Genomic DNA, 22,056 nt, shown 5'->3' on the forward strand with positions numbered 1-22,056 from the left:
CCAAATAAAACTGCCAGCATAAGCAAAGCTATAGTGCTGGCAGGAATCCCTTTACTAGAGGAAGCGGTTTAAAATTTACTTCCGGACGAGGAACGAGTCGGGCCAGAAAATTTTCAACCGCAACCAAAATTGTTCCCCAATAAATTTGAGTCTGGCGTATCGCCCGACTAGACCAATAAAACTAGTCCAATTAACGCTAAAGGGTCGCTTGAGTATAGCGTTTCATTTCTTTTTATTCAATAAGATATCATGTAATCAATAAGGTACTAACCACAAGCTTTCTTGAGTCCTTGAATCTGAAATTATGTTTAGGCAAATGTGACAATGAAGATCATCGCTCCTTTGTTTGAGTTTTGAAAGTTATTATAGGCAATTCACAGACCGTGTGATGTTGTGTCGAATTTACCCCCGTGATACAACACGGGGGTTGCGTTCCTCGCTTCGCCGTCACTCCGCGCTCAGTCTCGCTTGTCGTTCCTTACTCGTTCGGAAACGTCCTCAGCAAAGCTATAGCCAAAGTAGATATGTATGAGGGGATACGAACCAACAAAAGCAAAGATCGCTTGGCAGGTAGAAGGGATTCGTGTGGCTTGGCACTATCAAGCCACAAGTTGATTTGGTGAACGTGGTGGGATGGTCTCTTACTCGCTACGCGAGCGCGTTCTGTATTGTTCGCGCGCTCACAATGAAAGCCTTAGATATTAGAACAGTTGGACGTTCGCTCGACTTATTTCAGCATCTACCGTTGAGGTTGTATGTGGTTTGCACGTAATCAGCTTAGACAGCTGGCCGCGCTTCAACCTCAATAGGCACGCATCAATCACTTCATAGTTTACGTCATACGTTTTTAAGAATCGTTCATTCAAAGAGTACACGCCATCTTCGGCTAGAATCTCTAGGCTCAAATCAATGCGCGAAGCGCCATTCTTATGAGCAAAGTTAATTCCGGTAACGAACGCTTTTTTAATACCGTCAAAAGGTAAGATGCTAGCTATAGGAACAACCTCAGAAATACCATTGAGATTCCTTTGATGATTACCCCCAGAAGAACGTACACCACTAGCACTTTGAACACTCGACTCAGACGAGCTCGAATCTTCCCCAAGTAAGGCACTTTCAAGTTGTACCGTTTGCGCTTCCTCCATTTCCTCATTAGAACTAATAATGCGATTGGATACCTCATAAGCTACATACCCCATACAGAAAATTGCTAAAAGAAAAATGCCAATGGCCTTTGGGCTACGAAAGACAGTGTTCATCGCTCCGGCTTGTTTGGCAATGCCGGTTCCCGTGGACTTGTAGAGTAGAAACGAATCCAGAGGGATTTTTTTGTTGGTGATGTTGATGTCTTTCGTTTTTGGTATGACTGGCGTCGACACTGATTTGTCATGCTTCCAAATTAGAGGATCGCGTTTACGCCAAAAGAATTGGTCGCGGCCTTTGTGGAAGAAGTTCTGCTCGCCACATGCTTTGATTCCTGAATCGATTTGTTTCCAATCCGGAGACAACAACTCGATATCCCAGTTATATTTTCGGTGGCGCATGAAACCTTCGTTGAACGTGTGTGGATAGATGATCCTTCCTTGTTCATCATATTCAGCGATTCCGCGGTCATCGATTTCCGACTCTTGTAATGCATCCATGTCAGCAGGTGTATAGCGAGAATAGAAAAAGCTGAGATAGGATTCCGGCAGTAGGCCATCGTTGCCGCCATCTTTAGAGATAAAATCTTCGACAGGTTTATAGCTCACTTTTCGCATGTCAAAGCCGATGTTCTTAGAAAAGATGTCCTGGCACTCATCAATCACAATCAAGGCACCAATGGGACACCAACAGAAAAAGTGCGTCCATAAATTAACGCCTGCATTGTCTCGTGATGACACTCGAATCAGCTTAGAAGTGGAGGGGAACTTGATATCAAAACGTTCTTCAATCACCTTTAAGGGCTGCATGCCCTCCATGTTGGTGACAACCACTTTGCCTGCTTTCAAGGCTTGATAAATTGAGAAGTAAGCCGTGTATGCTGACTTGTAAGAGCCATTTGCTCCGGTTCGAATTGTAATGGCCATTAGCGTGTCATCCTCATTACAAAAGCCGTAGTAAAGAAATTGGCGAGGATAGAAAGACCTTGAGGGATACCAAACTTAAACGCATAGAACCGAATCTCATCAGGCATAGCATTAAAGGTGGCCGCTAAGATGTCATTAAAGCCAAGCTCTTCTAGCAGTATCTTGGCCGAGTTATAGGAGAGCTTGATAAACTCCAATTCAGCTTTGAGTTTTAACTTCAGTACGAATAGCTGAATGTAGCTGAACAAGTCCATTGTCATTTGAGGGATAGACTGAAAGAAGTCATAGATGAATTGGAACTGCAAAGAGATCCAATTGAAAAATGCGTAGATAGTTTCCATTATTCACCTCCTAACATGCGAATACCCATCAATACGAACATAAACAAAATGACCGCTTTGATGATTTCCGCGTTATCAAGTAATGCAGAAAGAACGCCCGTCTTGAAACTGTGTGATTGGCCGTCGATGTTAAGGTCAAGAACGTGCTCTTGGTATTGACCGTCGTTGAACGATTCGGTATCAAACGACAAGATATTCTTGAATAAGTCCATTTGAGTGGACAATTCGGTTCTCAGTGAATCAATATCATCGGTAACTTGTTTGGTTGCTTTTTCACTGATGAGAAAGCCCGAGCCATTAAAATCAGAAGTAGGGACGTTGAACGTATTACCTGAAAGCAGGCCGTTCTTTAAGTCATTAATGTTAGCTCCAATAGCGTTGATAGTGTCACCATAATCCCCACCGCCATCGATACCATCAATCTGAGAAGACAAAGCGCTGAGTTGAGTGTCGAGAGAGTCGAGTTTTCCATCGACAGCAGTAACTTGCTCAGACAGGCCAGATACATTAGTTGTCATCTCTTTTTGAGATTTTTCCATACGTTTGAGTATTTTCTGATTGGCATGAGCTTTAGCAGCATTGCGTAATTGTTGTTGATTGGTCGCACTCAAAATGGCTTCTGAATTGTCTAAGTTGCTTATTCTTTCGAATATTCGATTAGAAAGGGTGAGGTTTTCAGAGGTGTTGTTCTTAACCTGCCAAACGTTGTAAGCATTATCGTTCATCATAGTTTCTAAGTTGGTGAACTTAGGACTCAAGTCAGTAACGAACTCGTCAAGGTTACGTTTCATTTTAGAAGTTTCGTTTCGAAGCACCGTGCCTAATCCGGTGATTTCAGCGTGGTTTTTAACGACTAGCTGGTTGTTGAACATGATATCTTGTCGAATCGCAACAATGCCATTGACGATAGTCTTATTCAGCCCTCCATTATAATAATTTAACGCTTCATTAAACTGATTACGATTGATGCCTGTTCGTACCAATTTATCGATGACTCCAATAAGGTCATTTTGGTTTCCGGCTAGTTCTCTTACTGAATTCGACCACGCTCTAGTGTTCATACAATCCAAACCACCAACACAGTTGTAGTTCTTGATTTCTTTCAGTTCAATCAGCTTGTCATAGTCGGATTGAATTCGATCGGGGATACCATCTTCATCTGTGTCAGCAACCACGTTGTCATTGGTATCAGGATTCGCATCGGAGTGGTTTGGTATACCGTCGCCGTCCCAATCTTCCTCGCTGTCTAAGATACCATTCATGTTAGCGTCACCCTCCCAAGGGAAAGGTTTCGCAGAGTCACCAGAAAAGCTATCACCGCGAGAGCACTTTTGACCAGTGAACGTGAATGAGTTGCTCCACATACGTTTGGTCGGGTCAACACTCACTGAGATTGAGCCTGAGTTAAGCACACACGCTGAACCATATTGGCCAATACACGCAGAGGTTGGGCTTTCGCCCCATATGTAAGCATCATAGGTATAGGTTCGAGATTGGGACTTCAAAACCTCACACACGGAAGTACAAACACCGGATTTATCGACTTCACCTAAAGGGCAGTCAATCGCGTGTGCGTAACCGCTTAGAGTCATGAACATTATCAAGAGTGCGTTTCGTATTATTCTCATAATCAAACCCTAGATATAAAAAAGCCTCCAAATCAGGAGGCATTGATACCCGTATATACGCCATATACGAATGACATAGCCATAACCACTCCTAACAGAATGGTTACGACTTGAGAGGCTAATTCACCCATTAGCCACGCATTGCACCCATGATTGCGCGAAGACCAAAGCCAAGAGCGCCAAGGCCTATAAGACCAACGACTACAAGACCGTAGTTAGATTGACCAGAGCTCACCGCACCGTTGATAGCCGTTGTTACTGCTGAATCATCCGCGAAAGAAGACGTAGATACTACTAGAGCTGAAGTTAAAGCCAATAGACGTGTTTTCATAAAATGTTCCTTTAAGAGTGTGTTACTTAGAGTTGTGTCTTAGCCTTTGCCAAGACTTTTTAAAATTCGTCCGAGCACATGACCCGAAACGAAAGAAAATAAAATCCAACCGGATACCGTTGAATACAATTGAGCGTTGATATCTAACGATTGAGTAGATGAAATGTAAGCCGCATATTCATCTTTACTAAGCATTACGAACTGACAATCTAAGGCTGTTGATACCTTGAGATAACCGTCTTGAGTTGCCGCAATGCAGTTCATGGGTTACGCCTTACGCATGAATGAATCGAAGTGTTTTTTAACTTCGTCATCGACAGGAACGAGCTTGTTTACCAAGATATCGAGTGGATCATTTGGATTAGCACCAAAGCTCAGTTCGTATTCGCGGTTAGCAACGAAAGCACGTGTTTGGATGAGCTGACGAGCGTAGGCCACATCAATTTTCAGTGCTTGTTTGTTGTATGGGATGTCAGTTGAGAAGCCGATGCCCGTTTGTTGAAACTTCTCGTTATCGACTTCTTCTACGGCACGAAGGACAGACAGCTCCGCGAACTCCATATTAGATTTAGGGAAACGCTTGATAGAGATACCAGTTATTGTAGGCATATTCTTGACTCCAAAATTTCGATTTTCTGTTTAGTGTATTCGTCAGGAATGCCTAACGAGGTTTCAAAGTTGGCGCGTCTATGGTGTGTAGGAATGAGCATTCCGAATGCTTCACCCAAGTCACCCTCAGTCATTGCAACAACTTCAGAAAGTGCTTTACCACATTGACGACGAACCCAAGCAATACGAGCGAAGAACTCAAGACCTGCTTTCTTTTTGTTAAGCTCAATCTTCATTGGTTCGGCAGGGTCGATACTGGCCGAGAAGTCACACAGACCAGCAAAGGCCGAAGCAGGCGAGGCGAGTAGTGCCAAATCGCACTTCTTCAATTCCACTTCATTGCGGTACCAAATCACTTCAGGGTCAGCGATGTTTTGCTCAAACTTCTTGTTGTACACACGCCAGTAGATTGCAGAGGTACGAGAGCCAACAAGAACGGCTTCCTCTGATAATTCACCGGATTGTGAAACGCGCTTATGAGGAACCATTGTCGGACCACGACCACGAGAAGCAGTGCGAAATGCTCCCTCATAAAAACATTTCTCAGCATACTTACAGTCAAAGATTCCGGTGTAGTCATCCACACAGAGATCTAAACGGGCTAGGCGAGTGATACCCAAAAGTGACAGCCACCAATGCACCTTTTTGTGTGTGGTGAAGTCGAACAACTTAGCGCAACCCGTACCATTGATTTGCACATAGACCGTGTCATTGTTACCACCAACACCGACCAAGCCACATTCAACCGTTCCCGTAGAATCGTAAATCACCATCGAATCCTCATAGCCATGTAAGCCGCGGCCACGCATAGGAGAGATACGAAAGTTAAAGACTTTAGACATGAACTCATCAAACCTATCGGCCAAAACTTTACGGCATTTGTTACGGTGTAACTCTATTGATTTCTCTATAGCTTCTGGTGAGTTAAGGCGACCGTTAACGCTTTGCTTTTTAAACTCAGGAAACTGCATGTTGATAAAGTCTTGTTCATTCGAGTTATCCAAATGTCTAAGCGAACCGTACGAAAACGAAAAGGCTAGGTGATCCACTTGAACCGGACGAATCTCATCATGAAACTTATGTGGTTTTTTAGATGGCACTGAACACGCCCTTAACCAAAAGCTCTTGGTAGTTGTCGTCAGTGATTTCAATAATCTGAAATGACACCATGCCGTAATGAACCTCCATGAACTGGAAGAAATCACGCTGAGTCTTAAAGAAGTTATGACCCCAAGGAAAATAGGCGTTGATGCCGTGATTAGCTTCGTTGTCGAAGTAGATAGAATCCATGATTAACTTCTCAATGATTGAGCAAGTTTGTTTGCGAATGAATTAACGGCAAGCTTCATAGCTACATCACATTCTTTGCATAGTGTTTGAGACGTGAAATTGTTCATACACGCAGTGCAAAGTGAATTTGTAGGAATCTTTAAACCGTAGAACGAGCAGAACTGTTCAAGCTCTTGGTTGTTATCAAACGTGAAAGTGAAAGAGTCACTAGAGTTATAAAGTGGATTCTTGTAACTGACAGTGTGAAATAGTTCTTCACCAATTGTGCGTTGGCCAAACTCAAGTTCGCTAACAAGGAAGTCAAAACAGATTTCTAGTGGCGAGTTATGAAGAGACACGGACGCGTGTGTAAAATCTGGGTAGCTAGAGAAGCTAACGTGTTCAGATTTCAAAACAGAGCCGTATTGAATAGATTCAATTTGGAACATAGAAGCCACCAGAAGTAGTAAGTACGATGATTTCCGTACAGTAAATACGATAAATCTCGTAGTGGCAATACGATAAAATTCGTGTTTATGAGCTAGAATCGAGCTAGAGGAAACAAACGAGGTTTTCAAAATGTACACAAAGAAACTCATAGATGCTTATAAAGAGCACATGAACTATGTCCAATATAAGCAAGTCGCATCTGATTTAGGCATTAGCACTCAAATGCTAACGGATATTCGAAAAGACCGAGCATTTTTAAAAGAGAATCAAGTACTTATGCTTGCTGACATTGTTGGTGAGGATAAAGAAAAGGCATTAGTTGGTCTTGCGTTAGATAAAGCAAAAACGTATGAAGCACAGACACTGTGGAACAGCATTGCAAAAAAGTATAACGGGCTTGGTTTAAGAAGCATTTCAATGGCTTGCGCAGGATTAGCGTTGATGGCAGCCACCCCAAATAAAGCACTAGCCAACTGCGTATTATGTATATTATGTTAAATTGGGTTTGGTGTTTATTAGGCAGGTATCTTTATATGATGCCCTGCCTCTTGTTTCTGCTCTGAATTAGCGTTCTATTTAACAGTAAAGCTATTTACCATAAAATACCTAATAAACATATTTCCTAATCTTCGATTAAGAATACGTTTATTAGATCTCAAGCATTAGTCGATCAATAGCTTCTGTGATCTCTTTGGTTCTTACTGGTTTGGTAACGAAATCATTCATACCAACATCTAAACATGAAAATCTGTCTTCTACTGATGTGTGTGCTGTTAGAGCGACGATTGGTGTTTGGATGTTTGCTTCTCTCATGTATTTGGTTGTGGTCAATCCATCCATGACAGGCATCGACACGTCCATTAGGATAATGTCTATTGAATCGTTGCCTCTTTCAATAAAGCCAATTGCTTCTTCACCATTACTTGCGATGAAAACTTCATGGCCTTGTCTTGTTAGGATTAACTTAATCACCATTTGATTGGTTGGATTGTCTTCCACAACTAAAACTGAGTATCGGCTTCTTAGATCTCTCGCACAGTCACCTTGTACATTGTCAGCAAGATTGTTCGTTACTCTGGTAAGCACTGGTAACTGTACTTCAAATCTAGAGCCTTTTCCTGGCTCACTTTCTACAGATATACGTCCACGCATTAGTTCAACAAGTCGTTTGGTGATAGCCAAGCCTAAGCCAGTGCCACCAAATCTGCGTGTGATTGTGCTATCAGCTTGAACAAATGGACTGAACAATGAAGCCAGCTGCTGCGAGCTGATGCCAATCCCGGTGTCTTCTACCGTTATATAGAACGAACTTTGCTGGTATTTGATAGACACATGCACATGTCCTTGTTCAGTGAACTTAATCGCGTTGCCAATCAGATTAAATAAGATCTGCGCCAAACGGCTTGGGTCGAGATAATGAAGTTCACCTTCAGGGATGTCGCTGGTTATGGTTAGCGCTAATCCTTTATCGTCTGCTGTCTTCTTTTGTTCAGACAAGACAAACGTTACAGTGTCTCTTACGTTGCTCCATTGAGGCGACAACGAGAAACATCCAGACTCGATTTTTGAAAAGTCCAATACGTCGCTGATGATCGCTAACAACAACTCAGACGATGCGCTCATATTAAGCAGTATAGACTGTTGTTCGTCGTTCAATGATGTGGATTTCAGCGTATCAATTAAGCCGATAATCGCGTTCAACGGAGTTCTTAATTCATGGCTCATCATGGCTAGGAATTCAGATTTGGCCTTGTTGGCTCTTTCTGCATCTTTCCTTGCTGTGACTAGTTCGGCGGTACGTTCTCGAACTGTGGCTTCAAGCTTTTCTTTGTTTTCAATATCGAAAACTGCACGTTCAATCAGAGGTCTAAAACGGTTAAGCGTCGCTTTGGTTTCAATGCTGAAGTGTTTGGTGTTGGAGTGTATAAAGATGATCACGGACTGTGTGAGTCCACTATCAATTCCGGTAATCAGAACTGAGTTAATCTGGTCGAGAACTATGGGATGCAAAGAGTTGAATTCACCCAGTGATTTGGGTTCAAAAAGGATAGCGCATTCTCCATTGATGACTCGAGATAGCTTACCGCAATCTGTCCAGTTCATCTGTTCGAAGACTTTGTTATTGGTTAACAGGGTCTTGAAACTACCTTCGTTCCCTACCCTTGATACCACGATAAAGTCATCAAACTTAATGTACTTTTTGAGCACAAACTCAAGGCTAGAAAAGATCTCGGAGATGTTACTCGCCTTACTGATTGCAGAGATGGTTGATAGGATTACCCTATTCTCTTCAGCCAGCTTTCGCTCACGGGCTTTCAGTTTTTGTAGCTCAATACGTGCTTCTTGCAGCGCTTCTTGACCTTCCGATCCCATTACTTCTTTAACCTATAAAACGTTGCTGACGACACCATTAAGTTTCCGTGCGCGTTCTCACCACCAGAGAGCCTGCCTTGTTCACCAAAAGTGAATGGGCATATGTATGGAAGCCCATTAAGTGCTTGATTTATTTGGTCACAAACCTCATCCATGTCTTGCTTTAGGTTGAGCATTGGGCCCGCGCAAAAGATGTTGATTGCACCGAGTTTCTCTTCGAGATCCATATCGTTGTAATAAGATGAATGAATGATATTAGCGGCACGGCTTATCAACTGTTGTTTGGAGCCTTGCATTAAATAGATAGTGTCGCCTTCACTGATGTCGGTGAAGAGCTCGATCCCATTACACTCTGTTTCTCTAATAGAGTGAGACAGCTTGAAATATGGGTAGTCATAAGACGAGCCGACCTTTCTTCCCAATGGATAAACAGACGATTTTTCAAAGATATAGCCATCATCGCTGCCACCTAAATGGAAGTTTGTCCATTCGTTATAAACGGTGACTGCTGGCCTATGGTCTATTTCTAATAATATTCTGTTTCGTACTTTGGTCACGGTGCCTGAGTAACGCGTAGGGGTGTGACCAGCACTGAATGAGGAATAAATAGACTGGGATGCAAATACGACGGTTAAAGACACACCATTGATAGAGAGTGACTCCTCGGTAAAGATGCTCCAATTTCCAGAAACCTGATTGTCCGCAGCACTGCCTCCGATAATGGGTACCTCTGTACCGAACTTGTTATCGATGGCAGCCATCACCTTCTCTTCGTTCCCAGGTGTGGAATGTAACAAGATAAGATCGGGGATTTCACCTTCACGGTTGGCGTTTTTAAGTGCTCTATCTATCGCGCTAAAGGTGCTTTGTTCTATAGACTCGCCAAAGTGTTCGATACCCGTCCCATAGGCGTTGATGCCTGAGTCATAAATGATGAGGACGCCAATTACTGGGCCTGAATGGAACCCAGTTTCGGTCATAATACCGTGACAAGTGGTACAGCCATGGATAGGAGTGTTTGGGAGAGCATCTACGAAATATCTCTGCACAGCGAGCGTGGAGTACTCTTCTGTGCAGTAACAAATAAGACAGGCAATATTGTCAGGGTTTTCGACCCCACTGAGCAACTCATCTACCGCGATTTTATCGTCTAGCGAATAAGAGACTTTTGATAGAAATTTCATAGATTTCTGGAAACTTTATTAATGTTGCCTTTATAACACTTTAATGCATTGTGTTTCATTGATTTGGTACATATTTCTATCAAAAGCGCTGAGGTGTGTCCAAGTTTTCGCTCGATTACTCTTTAGAGAGGTTTACAGAAAACGTGCTTATCTGTTGTGGAAATGTAACTGTTATTGAGGAGCTATTATCATCGGTTTGTAACAGCCAATTTGAAGGCCCTTTCTCTTCCAAAATTCCGCTTTCATTGTAGCTAATGATAAATTTGCCAGTTTTAGATGTTTCGATCGAATAGCCCAGGTTATCGTCTGAAATTAAAACATTATGATTATCAATGCCAAATTCACAAGGTTTTGAAACTATACAGTTTACTGTTTCGTTATTATCGTATGTTACTGTTCTCCAAGTAAATGCAGCTATTAAAATAACCAACATGACGATAATTTGAACAAGCCTGCCTTTTGTTAGCTTTTGTGCCGCCATTATAATCTTTACTCCTTGTTACAAAGTTCAAAGTTTTTAAATAAAAATCCAATTCCAGACCAAGCGTAAGGTTACTACTCTGTCATTGATTTGTTAATTCAAGTATAGTGTCGCGTTGAAAATGCCACTTTTTTTTAAAATCAGCAAGTGGAAATAAAGCCCTGAATAGGCTGCATTTCCTTTTCTAATTTGGGTGGCATTACGACGTGAGTCGTGTTGGAAGTAAAGTGTAGTAAATAAGAAATTGGAAGCATGCAAATGAGCCAAGAAAAGCAGCTTGAACAAAACTACAACTATACGGTCGTCCGTCAATTTACCCTCGTTACAATTTTGTGGGGTATTGTCGGTATGGGCGTTGGTGTTTTGATTGCCGCTCAATTAGTTTGGCCACAGCTAAACTTTGATACGCCGTGGTTGACGTACAGTCGTTTACGTCCCCTGCATACTAATGCGGTTATTTTTGCGTTCGGTACAAGTGCGCTGTTTGCAACATCATATTATGTTGTGCAACGTACCTGTCAGACGCGTCTCTTTGGTGGCCCTCTCGTAGCCTTTACCTTTTGGGGTTGGCAAGCGATTATCCTGTCCGCTGCAATTACTTTACCGTTAGGTTTGACCTCTGGTAAAGAATACGCAGAACTAGAATGGCCAATCGATATTGCTATTACTCTTGTGTGGGTAGCTTATGCGGTCGTGTTCTTCGGAACTATGATTAAGCGTAAAACATCGCACATTTATGTAGCAAACTGGTTCTTCGGAGCCTTCATCATCACGGTTGCCGTGTTGCACATCGTTAACAGCCTAGCTGTTCCTGTATCTGCGTTTAAATCGTACTCGATTTACTCAGGTGCAATTGATGCAATGGTGCAATGGTGGTACGGACACAATGCGGTAGGCTTCCTATTGACAGCTGGTTTCCTAGGTATGATGTACTACTTCGTTCCTAAACAAGCTGGTCGCCCTGTTTATTCTTACCGTTTGTCGATCGTTCACTTCTGGGCTCTTGTGTCTCTGTATATCTGGGCTGGTCCTCACCACCTACACTACACTGCACTTCCTGACTGGACTCAGTCTCTTGGTATGGTTATGTCTTTGGTTCTGTTTGCTCCTTCTTGGGGTGGCATGATCAACGGTATTATGACCCTATCTGGCGCGTGGCATAAGCTTCGCTACGACCCAATCCTACGTTTCCTAATCGTTTCTCTATCATTCTACGGCATGTCGACTTTCGAAGGCCCAATGATGGCAATCAAAACGGTTAACGCACTATCTCACTACACGGACTGGACTATCGGTCACGTTCACTCTGGTGCGTTAGGTTGGGTAGCAATGGTTTCTATCGGTTCGGTTTACCACTTAGTTCCTAAACTATTTGGTCAAGAGCGTATGTACTCTGTATCTCTAATCAATGTTCACTTCTGGTTAGCAACGATTGGTACGGTTTTCTACATTGTTGCAATGTGGATCTCTGGTGTGATGCAAGGTCTGATGTGGCGTGCAGTTAACTCTGACGGTACATTAACTTACAGCTTCGTTGAATCTGTAGAAGCGTCTTACCCGTTCTACTTTGTACGTTTCCTAGGTGGTTTCATCTTCCTATCTGGTATGTTCTTAATGGCATACAACACGTACAAAACTGTTTCTGCACCTAAAGATAGCCTTAAAGCTATCGCTCAACCGGCTTAAGGAGATTTAGAATGAGCTCAAATTCAAATAATCGCCATGAGTTGGTAGAGAAGAACGTTGGCCTACTAGCGATCTTGATCGTTATTGCTATCAGTTTTGGTGCTTTAGTAGAAATCACCCCTCTTATCTTCCAAAAGCAGACAACTGAACCTGTAGAAAACCTACGCGTTTACTCTGCTTTAGAAATGGAAGGTCGTGATATCTACATTCGTGAAGGTTGTAACGTATGTCACAGCCAAATGATTCGTCCTTTCCGCTCTGAGACTGAACGTTACGGCCACTACTCTGTAGCTGGTGAAAGCGTTTGGGAACACCCATTCCTATGGGGCTCTAAGCGTACTGGTCCTGATCTAGCACGTGTTGGTGATCGTTACTCTGATGAGTGGCACCGTGTTCACCTTATCGACCCTCGTGAACTTGTTCCTGAATCAAACATGCCTGGTTTCCCATGGCTTGCTGAGAATGTACTTGATGGCAAATTGACTCAACAGAAGCTTGAACTCTTCCGTAATCAATTTGGTGTTCCTTACACAGACGAACAAATTGCTAACGCTAAACAAGATGTTGAAGGAAAAACAGAGATGGATGCAATCATCGCTTACCTTCAATCGCTTGGCCACGCAATGAAATAAGGAATAATTATGGACATTATTACATTTCAAAGTGTTTGGACTGTGACTGTTTTTGCTTGCTTCATCGGCATCGTTTGGTGGGCATACGGCAAAAACCGTAAATCACGTTTCGACGAAGACGCGAACCTAGTGTTTGCTGACGACGAGCCAGCAACAAGTTCTAAAAATGAAGGAGTGACAAAGTAATGAGTACATTCTGGAGTATCTGGGTTAGTGCGATTACGATTGGTACCCTAATTGGTTGTGCTGTCTTACTTCGTTGGTGTTTTAAAGACAAAACAGGCGTTGAAGAAGGTCATGATATGGGCCATGAATACGATGGTATTCGTGAGCTTAACAACCCACTACCAAAATGGTGGACATACCTTTTCATCAGTACGATTGTTTTTGCAGCGGTTTACCTTGCTCTATACCCAGGCCTTGGCAACTTTAAAGGTCTACTAGGTTGGACAAGTTCAAACCAAGAAGTTCGTAGCATTGAAGAGTCTCGCTCTGCAATTGCTGCTGCGCAAGCAAACAAGCAGTTAGATGCGTACGCGAAAGAGCTTGATGATGCAGACACCTACTTCGGTGAAGCATTCAGAAAGCTTGCTCACGACGAAAACGGTTTACGTTCAATCCCTGACATTGCATCAGATGCTGACGCAATCAAAGTGGGTCAACGTTTATTCTTGCAAAACTGTTCTCAGTGTCACGGCTCTGATGCACGTGGTCAGAAAGGTTTCCCTAACCTAACTGACGACGCATGGCTATATGGCGGCGAACCTGAGGCTATCGTAACAACAGTTATGCACGGTCGTGTTGGTCAAATGCCAGGTTGGAAAGACGCGCTTGGCGAAGAAGGCGTAAAAGAAGTAGTTAGCTACACTCTTAGCCTTTCTGGTCGTAGCGTAAACGCACGTGAAGCAGAAGCTGGTAAAGCTCGCTTTGTAGTGTGTGCTGCGTGTCACGGTACTGATGGTAAGGGTAACCCTGCTGTTGGCGCTCCTGACCTGACTGACCGCGATTGGTTGTTTGGCGATTCACGCGCAGATGTAACTGAAACAGTTATGTACGGACGTTCTGGCGTAATGCCTGCTTGGAAAGACATTCTAGGCGAAGACAAAGTACAACTGGTTTCATCTTACGTGTGGAGCTTAAGCAACTCGGATAATAAGTAACATTTCAATAACAGCCTCTTTCTAAGAGGCTGTCTTTCCTTTATTTTATAACCCCTTCTTTTTATTCTTTTTTGAGATATTTTTTATGGTAAAGCCTTGGTATAAACAGTTTTGGCCGTGGTTCTTAATCGCGTTGCCAGCAACAGTAGTTATTTGGACGATCATGACGGTTATTGTGTTTACACAGAACTCTGTAGACCTAGTGACTGAGGATTACTATAAAAAAGGAAAAGGCATTAATGTCGATATTTCGAAAGTAAACATCGCTAAAGAACTAGGCCTGTCAGCTTTAGTTAACGAGAAAGGTAACTCGGTTATCATTACTCTAGATAAAGGTAAACTTGAACACTTCCCTGCGATTAGCGCGATGTTCGTTCACAGAACGCTGCCTGACCGTGATTTCACTCAACTGCTTACTGCAGATGCGCGAGGCAACTACACCTTGACTCTAGACCACGAAATGCAAGGTCCATGGTTTATCGAGCTGTCTCCGCACGATTCAGAATGGTTAGTGCAAGGTCGTATGAACTTCCCTATTGAAACTCCTACTCAACTAACGAACTAAAGCTTATGTGTGAATCCTGTTATCACTGCGGTGAAGATGTACCAGCGGAAACGGATTTTAAAGTAGAGATCTTAGGATCGACTCGTAAGATGTGTTGTCCGGGTTGCGAAACCGTAGCCCAGACAATCGTTGATAGCGGTTTGGTTTCTTACTACCAATATCGCACCGCTCCTGCTGAAAAAGCTGATCTAGTGCCAGAGCAACTGCTGGCACTCAGTCATTACGACAACGAAGATGTTCAATTAGAATTCGTTCGTAACTCCGAAAATATCTCTGAAGTGACATTGTCACTAGAAGGTGTCTCTTGTGCCGCCTGTGCATGGCTTATTGAGAAGCAAGTCTCTTCTAAACAAGGTGTTGGTAGCATTCGTGTGAATACCACCACTAACCGTGCCCTACTTAGCTGGGATAACACGCAAGTTAAACTGAGCGAGTTGTTATCTGCAATCCATACCTTAGGCTACAAAGCGGCGCCTTTCGAGGCAGACCAACAAGAAGCGGCCTACCACCGCTCAATGAAGAACTACTTGTATCGCCTTGGTGTGGCTGGCCTAGCTACCATGCAGGTGATGATGCTGGCAGTAGCGCTATACCTTGAAGTGTTTGGTAATCTTGAGCCTGAGTTTAAAAACTACTTCCGTTGGGTCAGCTTGATCTTCGCAACACCGGTTCTACTCTATTCTGCGTTGCCTTTCTATATCAATGCATGGCGAAGCATCAAAGGCCGAACGTTAGGTATGGATGTGCCTGTGTCGATTGCTCTTTTGTTTGCCTACGTGGCGAGCTTGGTTGCAACCGTGACAGAAAAAGGCGAAGTGTTCTTTGAATCGATTTCGATGTTCACCTTCTTCCTATTGCTTGGTCGTTTTCTTGAAATGCGCGCACGTCGTAAAGCGGCTGCAGCAAGTGGTAACCTGCTTAAGCTCGTTCCTGCAATGGCGACAACGTTAGACGGCGAACAAGTTCCAGTGAAAACCTTAAAAGTAGGCGATCAGATCCGCGTACTTCCAGGTGAGCATATTCCTGCGGATGGCAAAGTGCTGTCTGGCCGAATCCACATCGATGAATCTATGCTGACTGGCGAATCTATCCATGTGGTGAAAAACGAAGGCGATACCGTCTTTGCTGGCACATTGAATGGTGACGAATCATTTGAACTGGAAGTGATGACGTCTAAAGCAGATTCAGTGATTTCCAACATCGTACGCCTACAAGATGAAGCGCAATTGTCAAAACCTCGCATCGCAGAAATTGCGGATGTGGTTGCTCGATACTTTGTCGCTGTGATTCTGGTTATCTCGTTCGGTACTTGGTTTTATTGGCATCAAACACGCCCTGAAGACGCGTTTTGGATCATGCTTTCGGTACTTGTTGCGACTTGTCCGTGTGCTCTATCCCTTGCCACACCGACTGCGATTACTTGTTCAACCTCTCGTATGGGTAACTTTGGTATTTTGCTACGTAAAGGCCATGTATTTGAGACCTTGTGTAAAGTGAACCACTTAATCATCGATAAGACGGGTACATTGACTGAGGGTGATATTCGTATTAGCCAAGTAGACACCTTCTCAGACGTTGATAAAGATACATGCTTACAAGTTGCAGCAAGCCTGGAACAACACGCGAACCACCCTATTGCTAAAGCATTCAAGAGCTATGTTTCTGATGATATCGAAGTAGAATCGGTTAACAACGTGATTGGCTCGGGCATTACTGGTGAGTGGAATGGTCAAGAAGTAGCAATCGGTAGTAGTGAGTTCATTCTTGGTGAATCTCAGCCTTCCGAAAGCAACGGTATCTACCTGTCATTGGCTGGTCGCCATATCGCGACATTTACTTATGAAGATCCGATTCGTAAAGAAAGTATCGAGTTCATTAAGCAATTCAAAGAAGCAGGTATCAAAACCACCTTGCTGACCGGTGACTCGTTGATTAACGCAAAGCCTGTTGCTGAAGAGATTGGTATTACCGATATCGTTGCGAACGCCAAACCAGAAGACAAGCTGGCTTACCTCAACTCTAGAGACGCAAGTGACATCACAATGATGGTGGGTGATGGTATTAACGATGCTCCTATTCTCGCGGGTGCTCACCTTTCTGTCGCTATGGGCGGCGGTACAGACGTGGCCAAAGCTTCTGCAGACATGGTCTTGTTGGGTGATAAACTCGATAGATTATTGAAGTCGCGTACTTTGGCACTAAAAACGCGTAAGATAATCCGCGAAAACCTAGCGTGGTCATTGGGATATAACCTACTTATCCTTCCATTGGCTGTCGCCGGTTTGGTTGCTCCTTACATTGCCGTTGTTGGCATGTCTGCTAGCTCTATTATTGTTGTGTCTAACTCGTTAAGGCTTTTAAAAGAGCAAGGTAAATAATGGAAAGTTTATACATACTCATTCCAATCGCGATCGTACTTGTATGTATCGCTGTCGGTATCTTTCTATGGGCCGTTAAGAGTGAACAGTTTGAAGACCTTGAGCGCCAAGGTCATAACATTCTGTTTGATGAAGACGAAAAGGCTCACAATCATTCGGACAATAAGCCTGTTAAGAATGAAAAAGCTAATACAGAAAGCCAACCTAACTTAGATAAAAAGAATAATGACGCCTGATTGGATCGGAGCTTTTGTTGTTGGATTGATCGGCGCGGGACACTGCATGGGAATGTGTGGTGGTATCGCGTCGCTTCTTTCGATCGGTAATGCCAAACCTTCCCCTGTTATCCCTCTCCTTTATAACCTTGGACGCTTATTAAGTTATGCCGTGATTGGTGGCGTGATAGGTGGAGCAATCTCTTCGATTAGCCAGCTCAGCGATTTTAATGCTTTGCTCGGCTGGCTACGTCTATTCGCTGCTGTCTTTATGATCATCTTAGGCTTATACATTGGCAAATGGTGGTTCGGCTTGTTGTTCTTTGAAAAAGTCGGCCAGAAGCTTTGGCGTTATATATCTCCAATCGGTAAGTCTTTTCTTCCGCTCAAACACCCAAGCCACGCCCTGCCTTTTGGTTTTATCTGGGGTTGGCTTCCATGTGGCCTTGTTTACTCAATGCTAACGTGGGCTGCGGTATCGGGAAGCTGGTACAATGGAGCGGGCATCATGCTTGCCTTCGGTTTAGGGACGCTTCCAGCGATGCTGACGGTTGGTATGGGCGCTAATTTCCTCAAAAAACTGCAACAAGCTGACTTATTTCGCCAACTAGGCGCAATTTTAATCCTCATTTACGGTTTCTATACCGGTTATATGGCATTGCAGCTCATTATTTATACCGTATAGCCATTCTTTAAATCCGGTTTTTTTACTACCCAACTGGATAAAGGAATGCTAAAATATTGACGTATATCAAATAGTGAAAGATTGTTATGATTTCTGAAAAGCCTGTGACGAAACGTGTTCAGTCTGGCGGCTGTGCAATCCATTGCCAGGATTGTAGTATTAGCCAGCTCTGTATTCCGTTTACTTTGAATGAATCTGAACTCGATCAACTTGATCAGATCATTGAGAGAAAAAAGCCTATTCAAAAAGGCCAAGAGTTATTTAAAGCCGGTGACGAGCTTAAATCTCTATATGCTATTCGCTCTGGAACGATCAAGAGCTACACGATTACCGAGCAAGGTGATGAGCAGATTACTGCATTCCACCTAGCGGGCGATCTTGTTGGCTTCGATGCGATTACTGGTGACCTACACCCTAGTTTCGCACAAGCACTAGAAACTTCTATGGTATGTGAAATCCCATATGAGATTCTCGATGACCTATCAGGAAAAATGCCTAAATTGCGTCAGCAAATTATGCGCCTGATGAGTAACGAGATTAAAGGTGACCAAGAAATGATTCTGCTTCTTTCTAAGAAGAACGCGGAAGAGCGTCTTGCTGCATTCCTTTACAACCTTTCTACTCGCTTCTCTCAACGTGGCTTCAGCCCACGCGAGTTCCGCCTAACGATGACTCGTGGCGATATTGGTAACTACCTTGGTTTGACTGTTGAAACAATCAGCCGTCTTTTAGGTCGTTTCCAAAAAGCAGACATCTTGAGCGTTAAAGGCAAATATATCACTATCGAAGATCACGATGCGTTGATGGAACTTGCTGGCGTTTCAAAAGAATAGTCTAGATATCAATGATGTAGTTCAATAATGAGCTACATCATGTTTCTCTCTTAAAACCTCTTTTATTTCTCTTAATCTCCCCATAACTACGCTACATTATTTATATGTTCGGTCTGAAAAGTAGGCTTAGTTATGAGTATCTATAACAAAATTTTAGTTGTCGCAGACATTAATCACGATGAGCAACCTGCTCTAGTTCGTGCTATCCAACTTGCTAAGAAAAGCACCTCAACAAGCCACATCACTTTCTTTTTGTCGATATACGACTTCTCGTATGAAATGACATCTATGCTCTCTGTCGATGAGAGAGACGCAATGCGTAAAGGCGTGATTCACCAGCGTGAAATCTGGATGAATAAAGTCGCAGAACCTTACCTTGATGATTCCATCGAATTTAACGTTCAAGTGGTTTGGCATAATCGCCCCTACGAAGCGATCATTGCTGAGGTCTACAGTGGTGGACACGACATCTTGATTAAAGGGACGCGTAAGCACGACACCTTAGAATCAGTTATTTTCACACCAACTGATTGGCACCTATTGAGAAAGTGCCCTAGCCCTGTGCTACTGGTTAAAAATGATTTCTGGCCTGATAACGCGAAGATCTTTGCTTCAGTTCACGTAGGCTCAGAGACAGAAGCTCACCTAGAACTTAACGATACGATGGTTGATAGATTACTTGAAATCACAGGTCGTTTGGATGCAGAACCACTCTTGGTTAACGCTTATCCTGTGACACCGGCGAATATCACTATCGAACTGCCTGAGTTTGATCCTACGTCTTACACTGACGCCGTTCGTGGCCATCACTTAACCGCGATGAAGGCACTACGCCAGAAACACGGTATGTGTGAAGAGCAAACTGTTGTTGAGCAAGGCTTACCAGAAGATGTGATTCCACGCGTAGCGTCTGAAAATAACGCCGCTATGGTCATTTTAGGTACAACGGGCCGTACTGGCTTGTCTGCCGTGTTTATTGGTAATACCGCAGAGCATGTGATCGATAAGATTAACTGTGACGTGTTGGCTCTTAAGCCGTCTGGTTACGTTAGCCCACTCGACCCTAACCTTTCGAAAGGCTAAGTCGTTTAAGCACAGAACTTCACGACAAGTTCAACTCATAAAAAAACGCCTCAAGCATTGCTTGAGGCGTTTTTTTTTGTCTATCACTACTTATACAGAATAACTTCAGCGAGAATCATCTCGTTATACGTTCGTCACGTCTATGAACATTGACTCATCGATGTTAGAAGATGAAATCTCAGCTTCTTGGAATTCGTATTCTTCACGTTCGCCACTACGGTCTAGCGGAAGGTTTACGAAATCAAACAGCTCGCGGTCAGCCAGTTGGCTTGGGCTAACGTTTTGAATTGATTTGAAGATCTTCTCAACACGACCTGGTGTTTTCTTGTCCCAATCAATCAGCATCGCTTTGATGTTCTGACGTTGTAGGTTCTCTTGTGAACCACATAGGTTACAAGGAATGATTGGGAACTCTTTGTGTTCTGCGTATTTGATTAGGTCCGTTTCACGACAGTAAGTCAGTGGACGAATAACAACGTTACGACCATCATCAGAGCGAAGCTTTGGTGGCATTGCCTTTAGACGTGCACCGTGGAACATGTTCAGGAACATAGTTTCAACGATGTCATCAAGGTGATGACCAAGTGCGATCTTAGTTGCACCAATCTTCTCAGCGAACGAGTACAAAGTACCACGACGCAGACGAGAACATAGGCCACACGTTGTTTTGCCTTCTGGCACTTTCTCTTTAACGACTGAGTATGTGTCCTTGTCTACGATGTAGTAAGGAATGTTCAGCGTTTCAAAGTATTCAGGAAGAATGTGCTCAGGGAACCCAGGTTGTTTTTGATCTAGGTTTACCGCTACAACATCAAACTTGATAGGTGCTGCTTCACGTAAACGTAGCAAAATGTCTAGCATCGCAAATGAATCTTTACCGCCACTAATACATGCCATTACTACGTCATTCTCTTCGATCATGTTGTAGTCGATGATGGCATTTCCAACATTTCTTCTCAGACGTTTCTGAAGTTTGTTGAATTCAAGTGTTTCTTTTCTATTATCGTTTTGGTTCATTGCGACTCTCACACCGTCGTATTACCGACTGTAGATTGCTAGTGGGACTGTTTTAGGGCGTGGATTATACGGATTTTTATTTCAGGTTGAAATAGTAACTGCAGGATAAACAAAGCGAGTAATAGAAAGATTCGGTTTTATCTTGCGATAAGGGCTGTGATTTTTCGTTGAGCTCTAAGATTTTGAGAAAAACAGGCATTCACAAATACGAATCGCATTGTTAGTAGAAAAAGAAAAGCAGCCTATTCCTATAAGGTTCGGCTGCTTTTCATTGAGCTGTTTAAGCTCTAGTTAGGCTTGTTAGGCAAACTCTATTGCGCAGGAATGTAAGGTAATACGCGAATAGTAGGTTCTGGCAACGTGATGCTGTCACTTCCATTCAGTTCTTCTAGGGTGAATTTCGCACGCCCTTGTGTGATTGGGATTTGCTTACCGTTAGACAGCGCGATGTTGCCTTCAAGCTTGTTATTAAATTCCAAGGTTAACCCTTCAACATCCGGCGTGAACCAACTGGAGAACATGCCGCTGACGTCTTCTAACATCGCTTGCATCTGCGGCAACAGGTTTTCCAGTTGTGAGACCTCGACCTTTCCAGCTAAAGGCTCTTGAGTCATTACAACCAAAGAGTACGCACACTCTTGCTCTTGAGTTTGAACAAAGATAAGCGGGTTTGCTGAACGAAGGTTTTGATCTACAGGTAAAAGTAGCTCATGCGTTGGAGATACTTTTAGCTCTTCGTAATGTTCTTCTTTTTCCATCCATGCTTTGCTGATGTGACAAATGGTTTGAGCTTGTTGATCCACAAAGAAGACTGCAACTTTGACGTCATCGTGCCCTTCTTTGGTGTTGTTTTTGAGCTGTGTGTAGAGCTTAGAATACGTGAACATGTACTCTTGCGCTGCAGCGGGTAAAGAGACCCCAAGGCTTAGAGAGGCTAATAAAGCGAGTGCTGTCTTTTTCATTATTATAATCTTGTCGAAGTTGAGCGTTTATAAATAGAAAGAGCAGCCATGAGCTGCTCTTTATGTAATGTCGATTGGTTTAGCCTACTATGAAAGGCAACCAAC

General features: G+C 43.3%; 25 protein-coding genes. 11 read left to right on the forward strand and 14 right to left on the reverse strand.

Annotated elements, in window-relative coordinates:
• Positions 1 to 701: 701 nt before the first annotated feature.
• The 9 genes from L1D37_RS13595 to L1D37_RS13635 all read right to left on the reverse strand — a co-directional run bounded on the left by L1D37_RS13595 (position 702) and on the right by L1D37_RS13635 (position 6,696).
• Positions 702 to 2,069 (reverse strand): zonular occludens toxin domain-containing protein, encoded by a 1,368-nt coding sequence (locus L1D37_RS13595; RefSeq protein WP_239848233.1) that lies wholly within the window; start codon positions 2,067 to 2,069, stop codon positions 702 to 704.
• Positions 2,069 to 2,410, reverse strand: coding sequence for a DUF2523 family protein (locus L1D37_RS13600; protein WP_017067264.1), 342 nt, complete (start codon positions 2,408 to 2,410; stop codon positions 2,069 to 2,071). The genes L1D37_RS13595 and L1D37_RS13600 overlap by 1 nt, the downstream gene beginning before the upstream one ends.
• Complete coding sequence (locus L1D37_RS13605; RefSeq protein WP_239848234.1) at positions 2,410 to 4,038, reverse strand: hypothetical protein; 1,629 nt, start codon at positions 4,036 to 4,038, stop codon at positions 2,410 to 2,412. The genes L1D37_RS13600 and L1D37_RS13605 overlap by 1 nt, the downstream gene beginning before the upstream one ends.
• A gap of 130 nt (positions 4,039 to 4,168) precedes the next feature.
• A complete protein-coding gene (locus L1D37_RS13610) occupies positions 4,169 to 4,369 on the reverse strand; it encodes a hypothetical protein (RefSeq protein WP_017067262.1) in 201 nt (66 codons plus the stop codon).
• A 39-nt stretch (positions 4,370 to 4,408) separates the two neighbouring features.
• A complete protein-coding gene (locus L1D37_RS13615) occupies positions 4,409 to 4,633 on the reverse strand; it encodes a hypothetical protein (RefSeq protein WP_239848235.1) in 225 nt (74 codons plus the stop codon).
• A gap of 3 nt (positions 4,634 to 4,636) precedes the next feature.
• On the reverse strand, positions 4,637 to 4,978 hold the full coding sequence (locus L1D37_RS13620; protein ID WP_239848236.1) for a DUF1293 family protein: 342 nt from the start codon (positions 4,976 to 4,978) through the stop codon (positions 4,637 to 4,639).
• Entirely contained in the window at positions 4,966 to 6,078 is a 1,113-nt protein-coding gene (locus L1D37_RS13625) for a replication initiation factor domain-containing protein (RefSeq protein ID WP_239848237.1), read from the reverse strand. The genes L1D37_RS13620 and L1D37_RS13625 overlap by 13 nt, the downstream gene beginning before the upstream one ends.
• Complete coding sequence (locus L1D37_RS13630; protein ID WP_239848238.1) at positions 6,068 to 6,268, reverse strand: hypothetical protein; 201 nt, start codon at positions 6,266 to 6,268, stop codon at positions 6,068 to 6,070. Before L1D37_RS13630 ends, L1D37_RS13625 begins: the two co-directional genes overlap by 11 nt.
• Positions 6,269 to 6,270: 2 nt before the next feature.
• Positions 6,271 to 6,696, reverse strand: coding sequence for a hypothetical protein (locus L1D37_RS13635; protein ID WP_239848239.1), 426 nt, complete (start codon positions 6,694 to 6,696; stop codon positions 6,271 to 6,273).
• Between the two features lie 130 nt (positions 6,697 to 6,826).
• Here L1D37_RS13635 and L1D37_RS13640 point away from each other — a divergent pair, with 130 nt between their 5' ends.
• Complete coding sequence (locus tag L1D37_RS13640; protein WP_108145223.1) at positions 6,827 to 7,195, forward strand: DUF3693 domain-containing protein; 369 nt, start codon at positions 6,827 to 6,829, stop codon at positions 7,193 to 7,195.
• Between the two features lie 150 nt (positions 7,196 to 7,345).
• On the opposite strand, the gene L1D37_RS13645 is transcribed toward L1D37_RS13640, so the two are convergent.
• From L1D37_RS13645 to L1D37_RS13655, 3 genes are all read right to left on the reverse strand, one after another.
• On the reverse strand, positions 7,346 to 9,070 hold the full coding sequence (locus tag L1D37_RS13645) for an ATP-binding protein (protein ID WP_239848240.1): 1,725 nt from the start codon (positions 9,068 to 9,070) through the stop codon (positions 7,346 to 7,348).
• Complete coding sequence (locus tag L1D37_RS13650; protein ID WP_239848241.1) at positions 9,070 to 10,254, reverse strand: FIST N-terminal domain-containing protein; 1,185 nt, start codon at positions 10,252 to 10,254, stop codon at positions 9,070 to 9,072. Before L1D37_RS13650 ends, L1D37_RS13645 begins: the two co-directional genes overlap by 1 nt.
• A gap of 115 nt (positions 10,255 to 10,369) precedes the next feature.
• Positions 10,370 to 10,735, reverse strand: a complete 366-nt coding sequence (locus L1D37_RS13655; RefSeq protein ID WP_239848242.1) for a hypothetical protein — start codon at positions 10,733 to 10,735, stop codon at positions 10,370 to 10,372.
• 258 nt (positions 10,736 to 10,993) lie between these two features.
• On the opposite strand from L1D37_RS13655, the gene ccoN reads away from it, so the two are divergent.
• From ccoN to uspE, 10 genes are all read left to right on the forward strand, one after another.
• A complete protein-coding gene (gene ccoN / locus L1D37_RS13660; RefSeq protein ID WP_050645360.1) occupies positions 10,994 to 12,421 on the forward strand; it encodes a cytochrome-c oxidase, cbb3-type subunit I in 1,428 nt (475 codons plus the stop codon).
• An 11-nt stretch (positions 12,422 to 12,432) separates the two neighbouring features.
• Positions 12,433 to 13,053 carry a cytochrome-c oxidase, cbb3-type subunit II gene (gene ccoO / locus L1D37_RS13665; RefSeq protein ID WP_004742292.1) on the forward strand — a complete coding sequence of 207 codons (621 nt, stop codon included), beginning with the start codon at positions 12,433 to 12,435 and terminating at the stop codon, positions 13,051 to 13,053.
• Positions 13,054 to 13,062: 9 nt separating this feature from the next.
• On the forward strand, positions 13,063 to 13,239 hold the full coding sequence (locus tag L1D37_RS13670) for a CcoQ/FixQ family Cbb3-type cytochrome c oxidase assembly chaperone (protein WP_004742291.1): 177 nt from the start codon (positions 13,063 to 13,065) through the stop codon (positions 13,237 to 13,239).
• Positions 13,239 to 14,213, forward strand: a complete 975-nt coding sequence (gene ccoP, locus L1D37_RS13675; protein WP_086711456.1) for a cytochrome-c oxidase, cbb3-type subunit III — start codon at positions 13,239 to 13,241, stop codon at positions 14,211 to 14,213. The genes L1D37_RS13670 and ccoP overlap by 1 nt, the downstream gene beginning before the upstream one ends.
• Before the next feature lie 85 nt (positions 14,214 to 14,298).
• Positions 14,299 to 14,778: a FixH family protein gene (locus tag L1D37_RS13680; RefSeq protein ID WP_123301700.1), complete on the forward strand. Its 480-nt coding sequence runs from the start codon at positions 14,299 to 14,301 to the stop codon at positions 14,776 to 14,778.
• Positions 14,779 to 14,783: 5 nt separating this feature from the next.
• Positions 14,784 to 17,156: a heavy metal translocating P-type ATPase metal-binding domain-containing protein gene (locus tag L1D37_RS13685; RefSeq protein ID WP_239848243.1), complete on the forward strand. Its 2,373-nt coding sequence runs from the start codon at positions 14,784 to 14,786 to the stop codon at positions 17,154 to 17,156.
• On the forward strand, positions 17,156 to 17,392 hold the full coding sequence (ccoS, locus tag L1D37_RS13690) for a cbb3-type cytochrome oxidase assembly protein CcoS (RefSeq protein ID WP_017632473.1): 237 nt from the start codon (positions 17,156 to 17,158) through the stop codon (positions 17,390 to 17,392). Before L1D37_RS13685 ends, ccoS begins: the two co-directional genes overlap by 1 nt.
• The gene (locus L1D37_RS13695) at positions 17,382 to 18,056 is read left to right on the forward strand and encodes a sulfite exporter TauE/SafE family protein (RefSeq protein ID WP_239848244.1); all 675 of its coding nucleotides are present in this window, start codon (positions 17,382 to 17,384) and stop codon (positions 18,054 to 18,056) included. Before ccoS ends, L1D37_RS13695 begins: the two co-directional genes overlap by 11 nt.
• 86 nt (positions 18,057 to 18,142) lie before the next feature.
• On the forward strand, positions 18,143 to 18,889 hold the full coding sequence (locus L1D37_RS13700) for an FNR family transcription factor (RefSeq protein ID WP_017632474.1): 747 nt from the start codon (positions 18,143 to 18,145) through the stop codon (positions 18,887 to 18,889).
• Between the two features lie 132 nt (positions 18,890 to 19,021).
• On the forward strand, positions 19,022 to 19,972 hold the full coding sequence (gene uspE, locus L1D37_RS13705) for a universal stress protein UspE (RefSeq protein WP_176681181.1): 951 nt from the start codon (positions 19,022 to 19,024) through the stop codon (positions 19,970 to 19,972).
• 123 nt (positions 19,973 to 20,095) lie between these two features.
• Here uspE and ttcA read toward each other — a convergent pair whose 3' ends face one another.
• Together ttcA and L1D37_RS13715 are read right to left on the reverse strand one after the other, a co-directional pair.
• Positions 20,096 to 20,989 carry a tRNA 2-thiocytidine(32) synthetase TtcA gene (gene ttcA / locus L1D37_RS13710; RefSeq protein WP_017632476.1) on the reverse strand — a complete coding sequence of 298 codons (894 nt, stop codon included), beginning with the start codon at positions 20,987 to 20,989 and terminating at the stop codon, positions 20,096 to 20,098.
• A gap of 311 nt (positions 20,990 to 21,300) precedes the next feature.
• On the reverse strand, positions 21,301 to 21,951 hold the full coding sequence (locus L1D37_RS13715; RefSeq protein WP_239848245.1) for a DUF2987 domain-containing protein: 651 nt from the start codon (positions 21,949 to 21,951) through the stop codon (positions 21,301 to 21,303).
• Positions 21,952 to 22,056: the final 105 nt, after the last annotated feature.

Origin of the sequence: Vibrio sp. Isolate33 (genome assembly GCF_022397895.1) — a bacterium.
In the GTDB taxonomy this organism is placed as follows: Bacteria; Pseudomonadota; Gammaproteobacteria; order Enterobacterales; family Vibrionaceae; genus Vibrio; species Vibrio pomeroyi.

Coding starts and splice junctions, on each gene's coding strand:
- L1D37_RS13595 (WP_239848233.1), bottom strand. CDS start 2,069: ATGGCCATTACAATTCGAACCGGAGCAAATGGCTCTTACAAGTCAGCA.
- L1D37_RS13600 (WP_017067264.1), bottom strand. CDS start 2,410: ATGGAAACTATCTACGCATTTTTCAATTGGATCTCTTTGCAGTTCCAA.
- L1D37_RS13605 (WP_239848234.1), bottom strand. CDS start 4,038: ATGAGAATAATACGAAACGCACTCTTGATAATGTTCATGACTCTAAGC.
- L1D37_RS13610 (WP_017067262.1), bottom strand. CDS start 4,369: ATGAAAACACGTCTATTGGCTTTAACTTCAGCTCTAGTAGTATCTACG.
- L1D37_RS13615 (WP_239848235.1), bottom strand. CDS start 4,633: ATGAACTGCATTGCGGCAACTCAAGACGGTTATCTCAAGGTATCAACA.
- L1D37_RS13620 (WP_239848236.1), bottom strand. CDS start 4,978: ATGCCTACAATAACTGGTATCTCTATCAAGCGTTTCCCTAAATCTAAT.
- L1D37_RS13630 (WP_239848238.1), bottom strand. CDS start 6,268: ATGGATTCTATCTACTTCGACAACGAAGCTAATCACGGCATCAACGCC.
- L1D37_RS13635 (WP_239848239.1), bottom strand. CDS start 6,696: ATGTTCCAAATTGAATCTATTCAATACGGCTCTGTTTTGAAATCTGAA.
- L1D37_RS13640 (WP_108145223.1), top strand. CDS start 6,827: ATGTACACAAAGAAACTCATAGATGCTTATAAAGAGCACATGAACTAT.
- L1D37_RS13645 (WP_239848240.1), bottom strand. CDS start 9,070: ATGGGATCGGAAGGTCAAGAAGCGCTGCAAGAAGCACGTATTGAGCTA.
- L1D37_RS13650 (WP_239848241.1), bottom strand. CDS start 10,254: ATGAAATTTCTATCAAAAGTCTCTTATTCGCTAGACGATAAAATCGCG.
- L1D37_RS13655 (WP_239848242.1), bottom strand. CDS start 10,735: ATGGCGGCACAAAAGCTAACAAAAGGCAGGCTTGTTCAAATTATCGTC.
- ccoN (WP_050645360.1), top strand. CDS start 10,994: ATGAGCCAAGAAAAGCAGCTTGAACAAAACTACAACTATACGGTCGTC.
- ccoO (WP_004742292.1), top strand. CDS start 12,433: ATGAGCTCAAATTCAAATAATCGCCATGAGTTGGTAGAGAAGAACGTT.
- L1D37_RS13670 (WP_004742291.1), top strand. CDS start 13,063: ATGGACATTATTACATTTCAAAGTGTTTGGACTGTGACTGTTTTTGCT.
- ccoP (WP_086711456.1), top strand. CDS start 13,239: ATGAGTACATTCTGGAGTATCTGGGTTAGTGCGATTACGATTGGTACC.
- L1D37_RS13680 (WP_123301700.1), top strand. CDS start 14,299: ATGGTAAAGCCTTGGTATAAACAGTTTTGGCCGTGGTTCTTAATCGCG.
- L1D37_RS13685 (WP_239848243.1), top strand. CDS start 14,784: ATGTGTGAATCCTGTTATCACTGCGGTGAAGATGTACCAGCGGAAACG.
- ccoS (WP_017632473.1), top strand. CDS start 17,156: ATGGAAAGTTTATACATACTCATTCCAATCGCGATCGTACTTGTATGT.
- L1D37_RS13695 (WP_239848244.1), top strand. CDS start 17,382: ATGACGCCTGATTGGATCGGAGCTTTTGTTGTTGGATTGATCGGCGCG.
- L1D37_RS13700 (WP_017632474.1), top strand. CDS start 18,143: ATGATTTCTGAAAAGCCTGTGACGAAACGTGTTCAGTCTGGCGGCTGT.
- uspE (WP_176681181.1), top strand. CDS start 19,022: ATGAGTATCTATAACAAAATTTTAGTTGTCGCAGACATTAATCACGAT.
- ttcA (WP_017632476.1), bottom strand. CDS start 20,989: ATGAACCAAAACGATAATAGAAAAGAAACACTTGAATTCAACAAACTT.
- L1D37_RS13715 (WP_239848245.1), bottom strand. CDS start 21,951: ATGAAAAAGACAGCACTCGCTTTATTAGCCTCTCTAAGCCTTGGGGTC.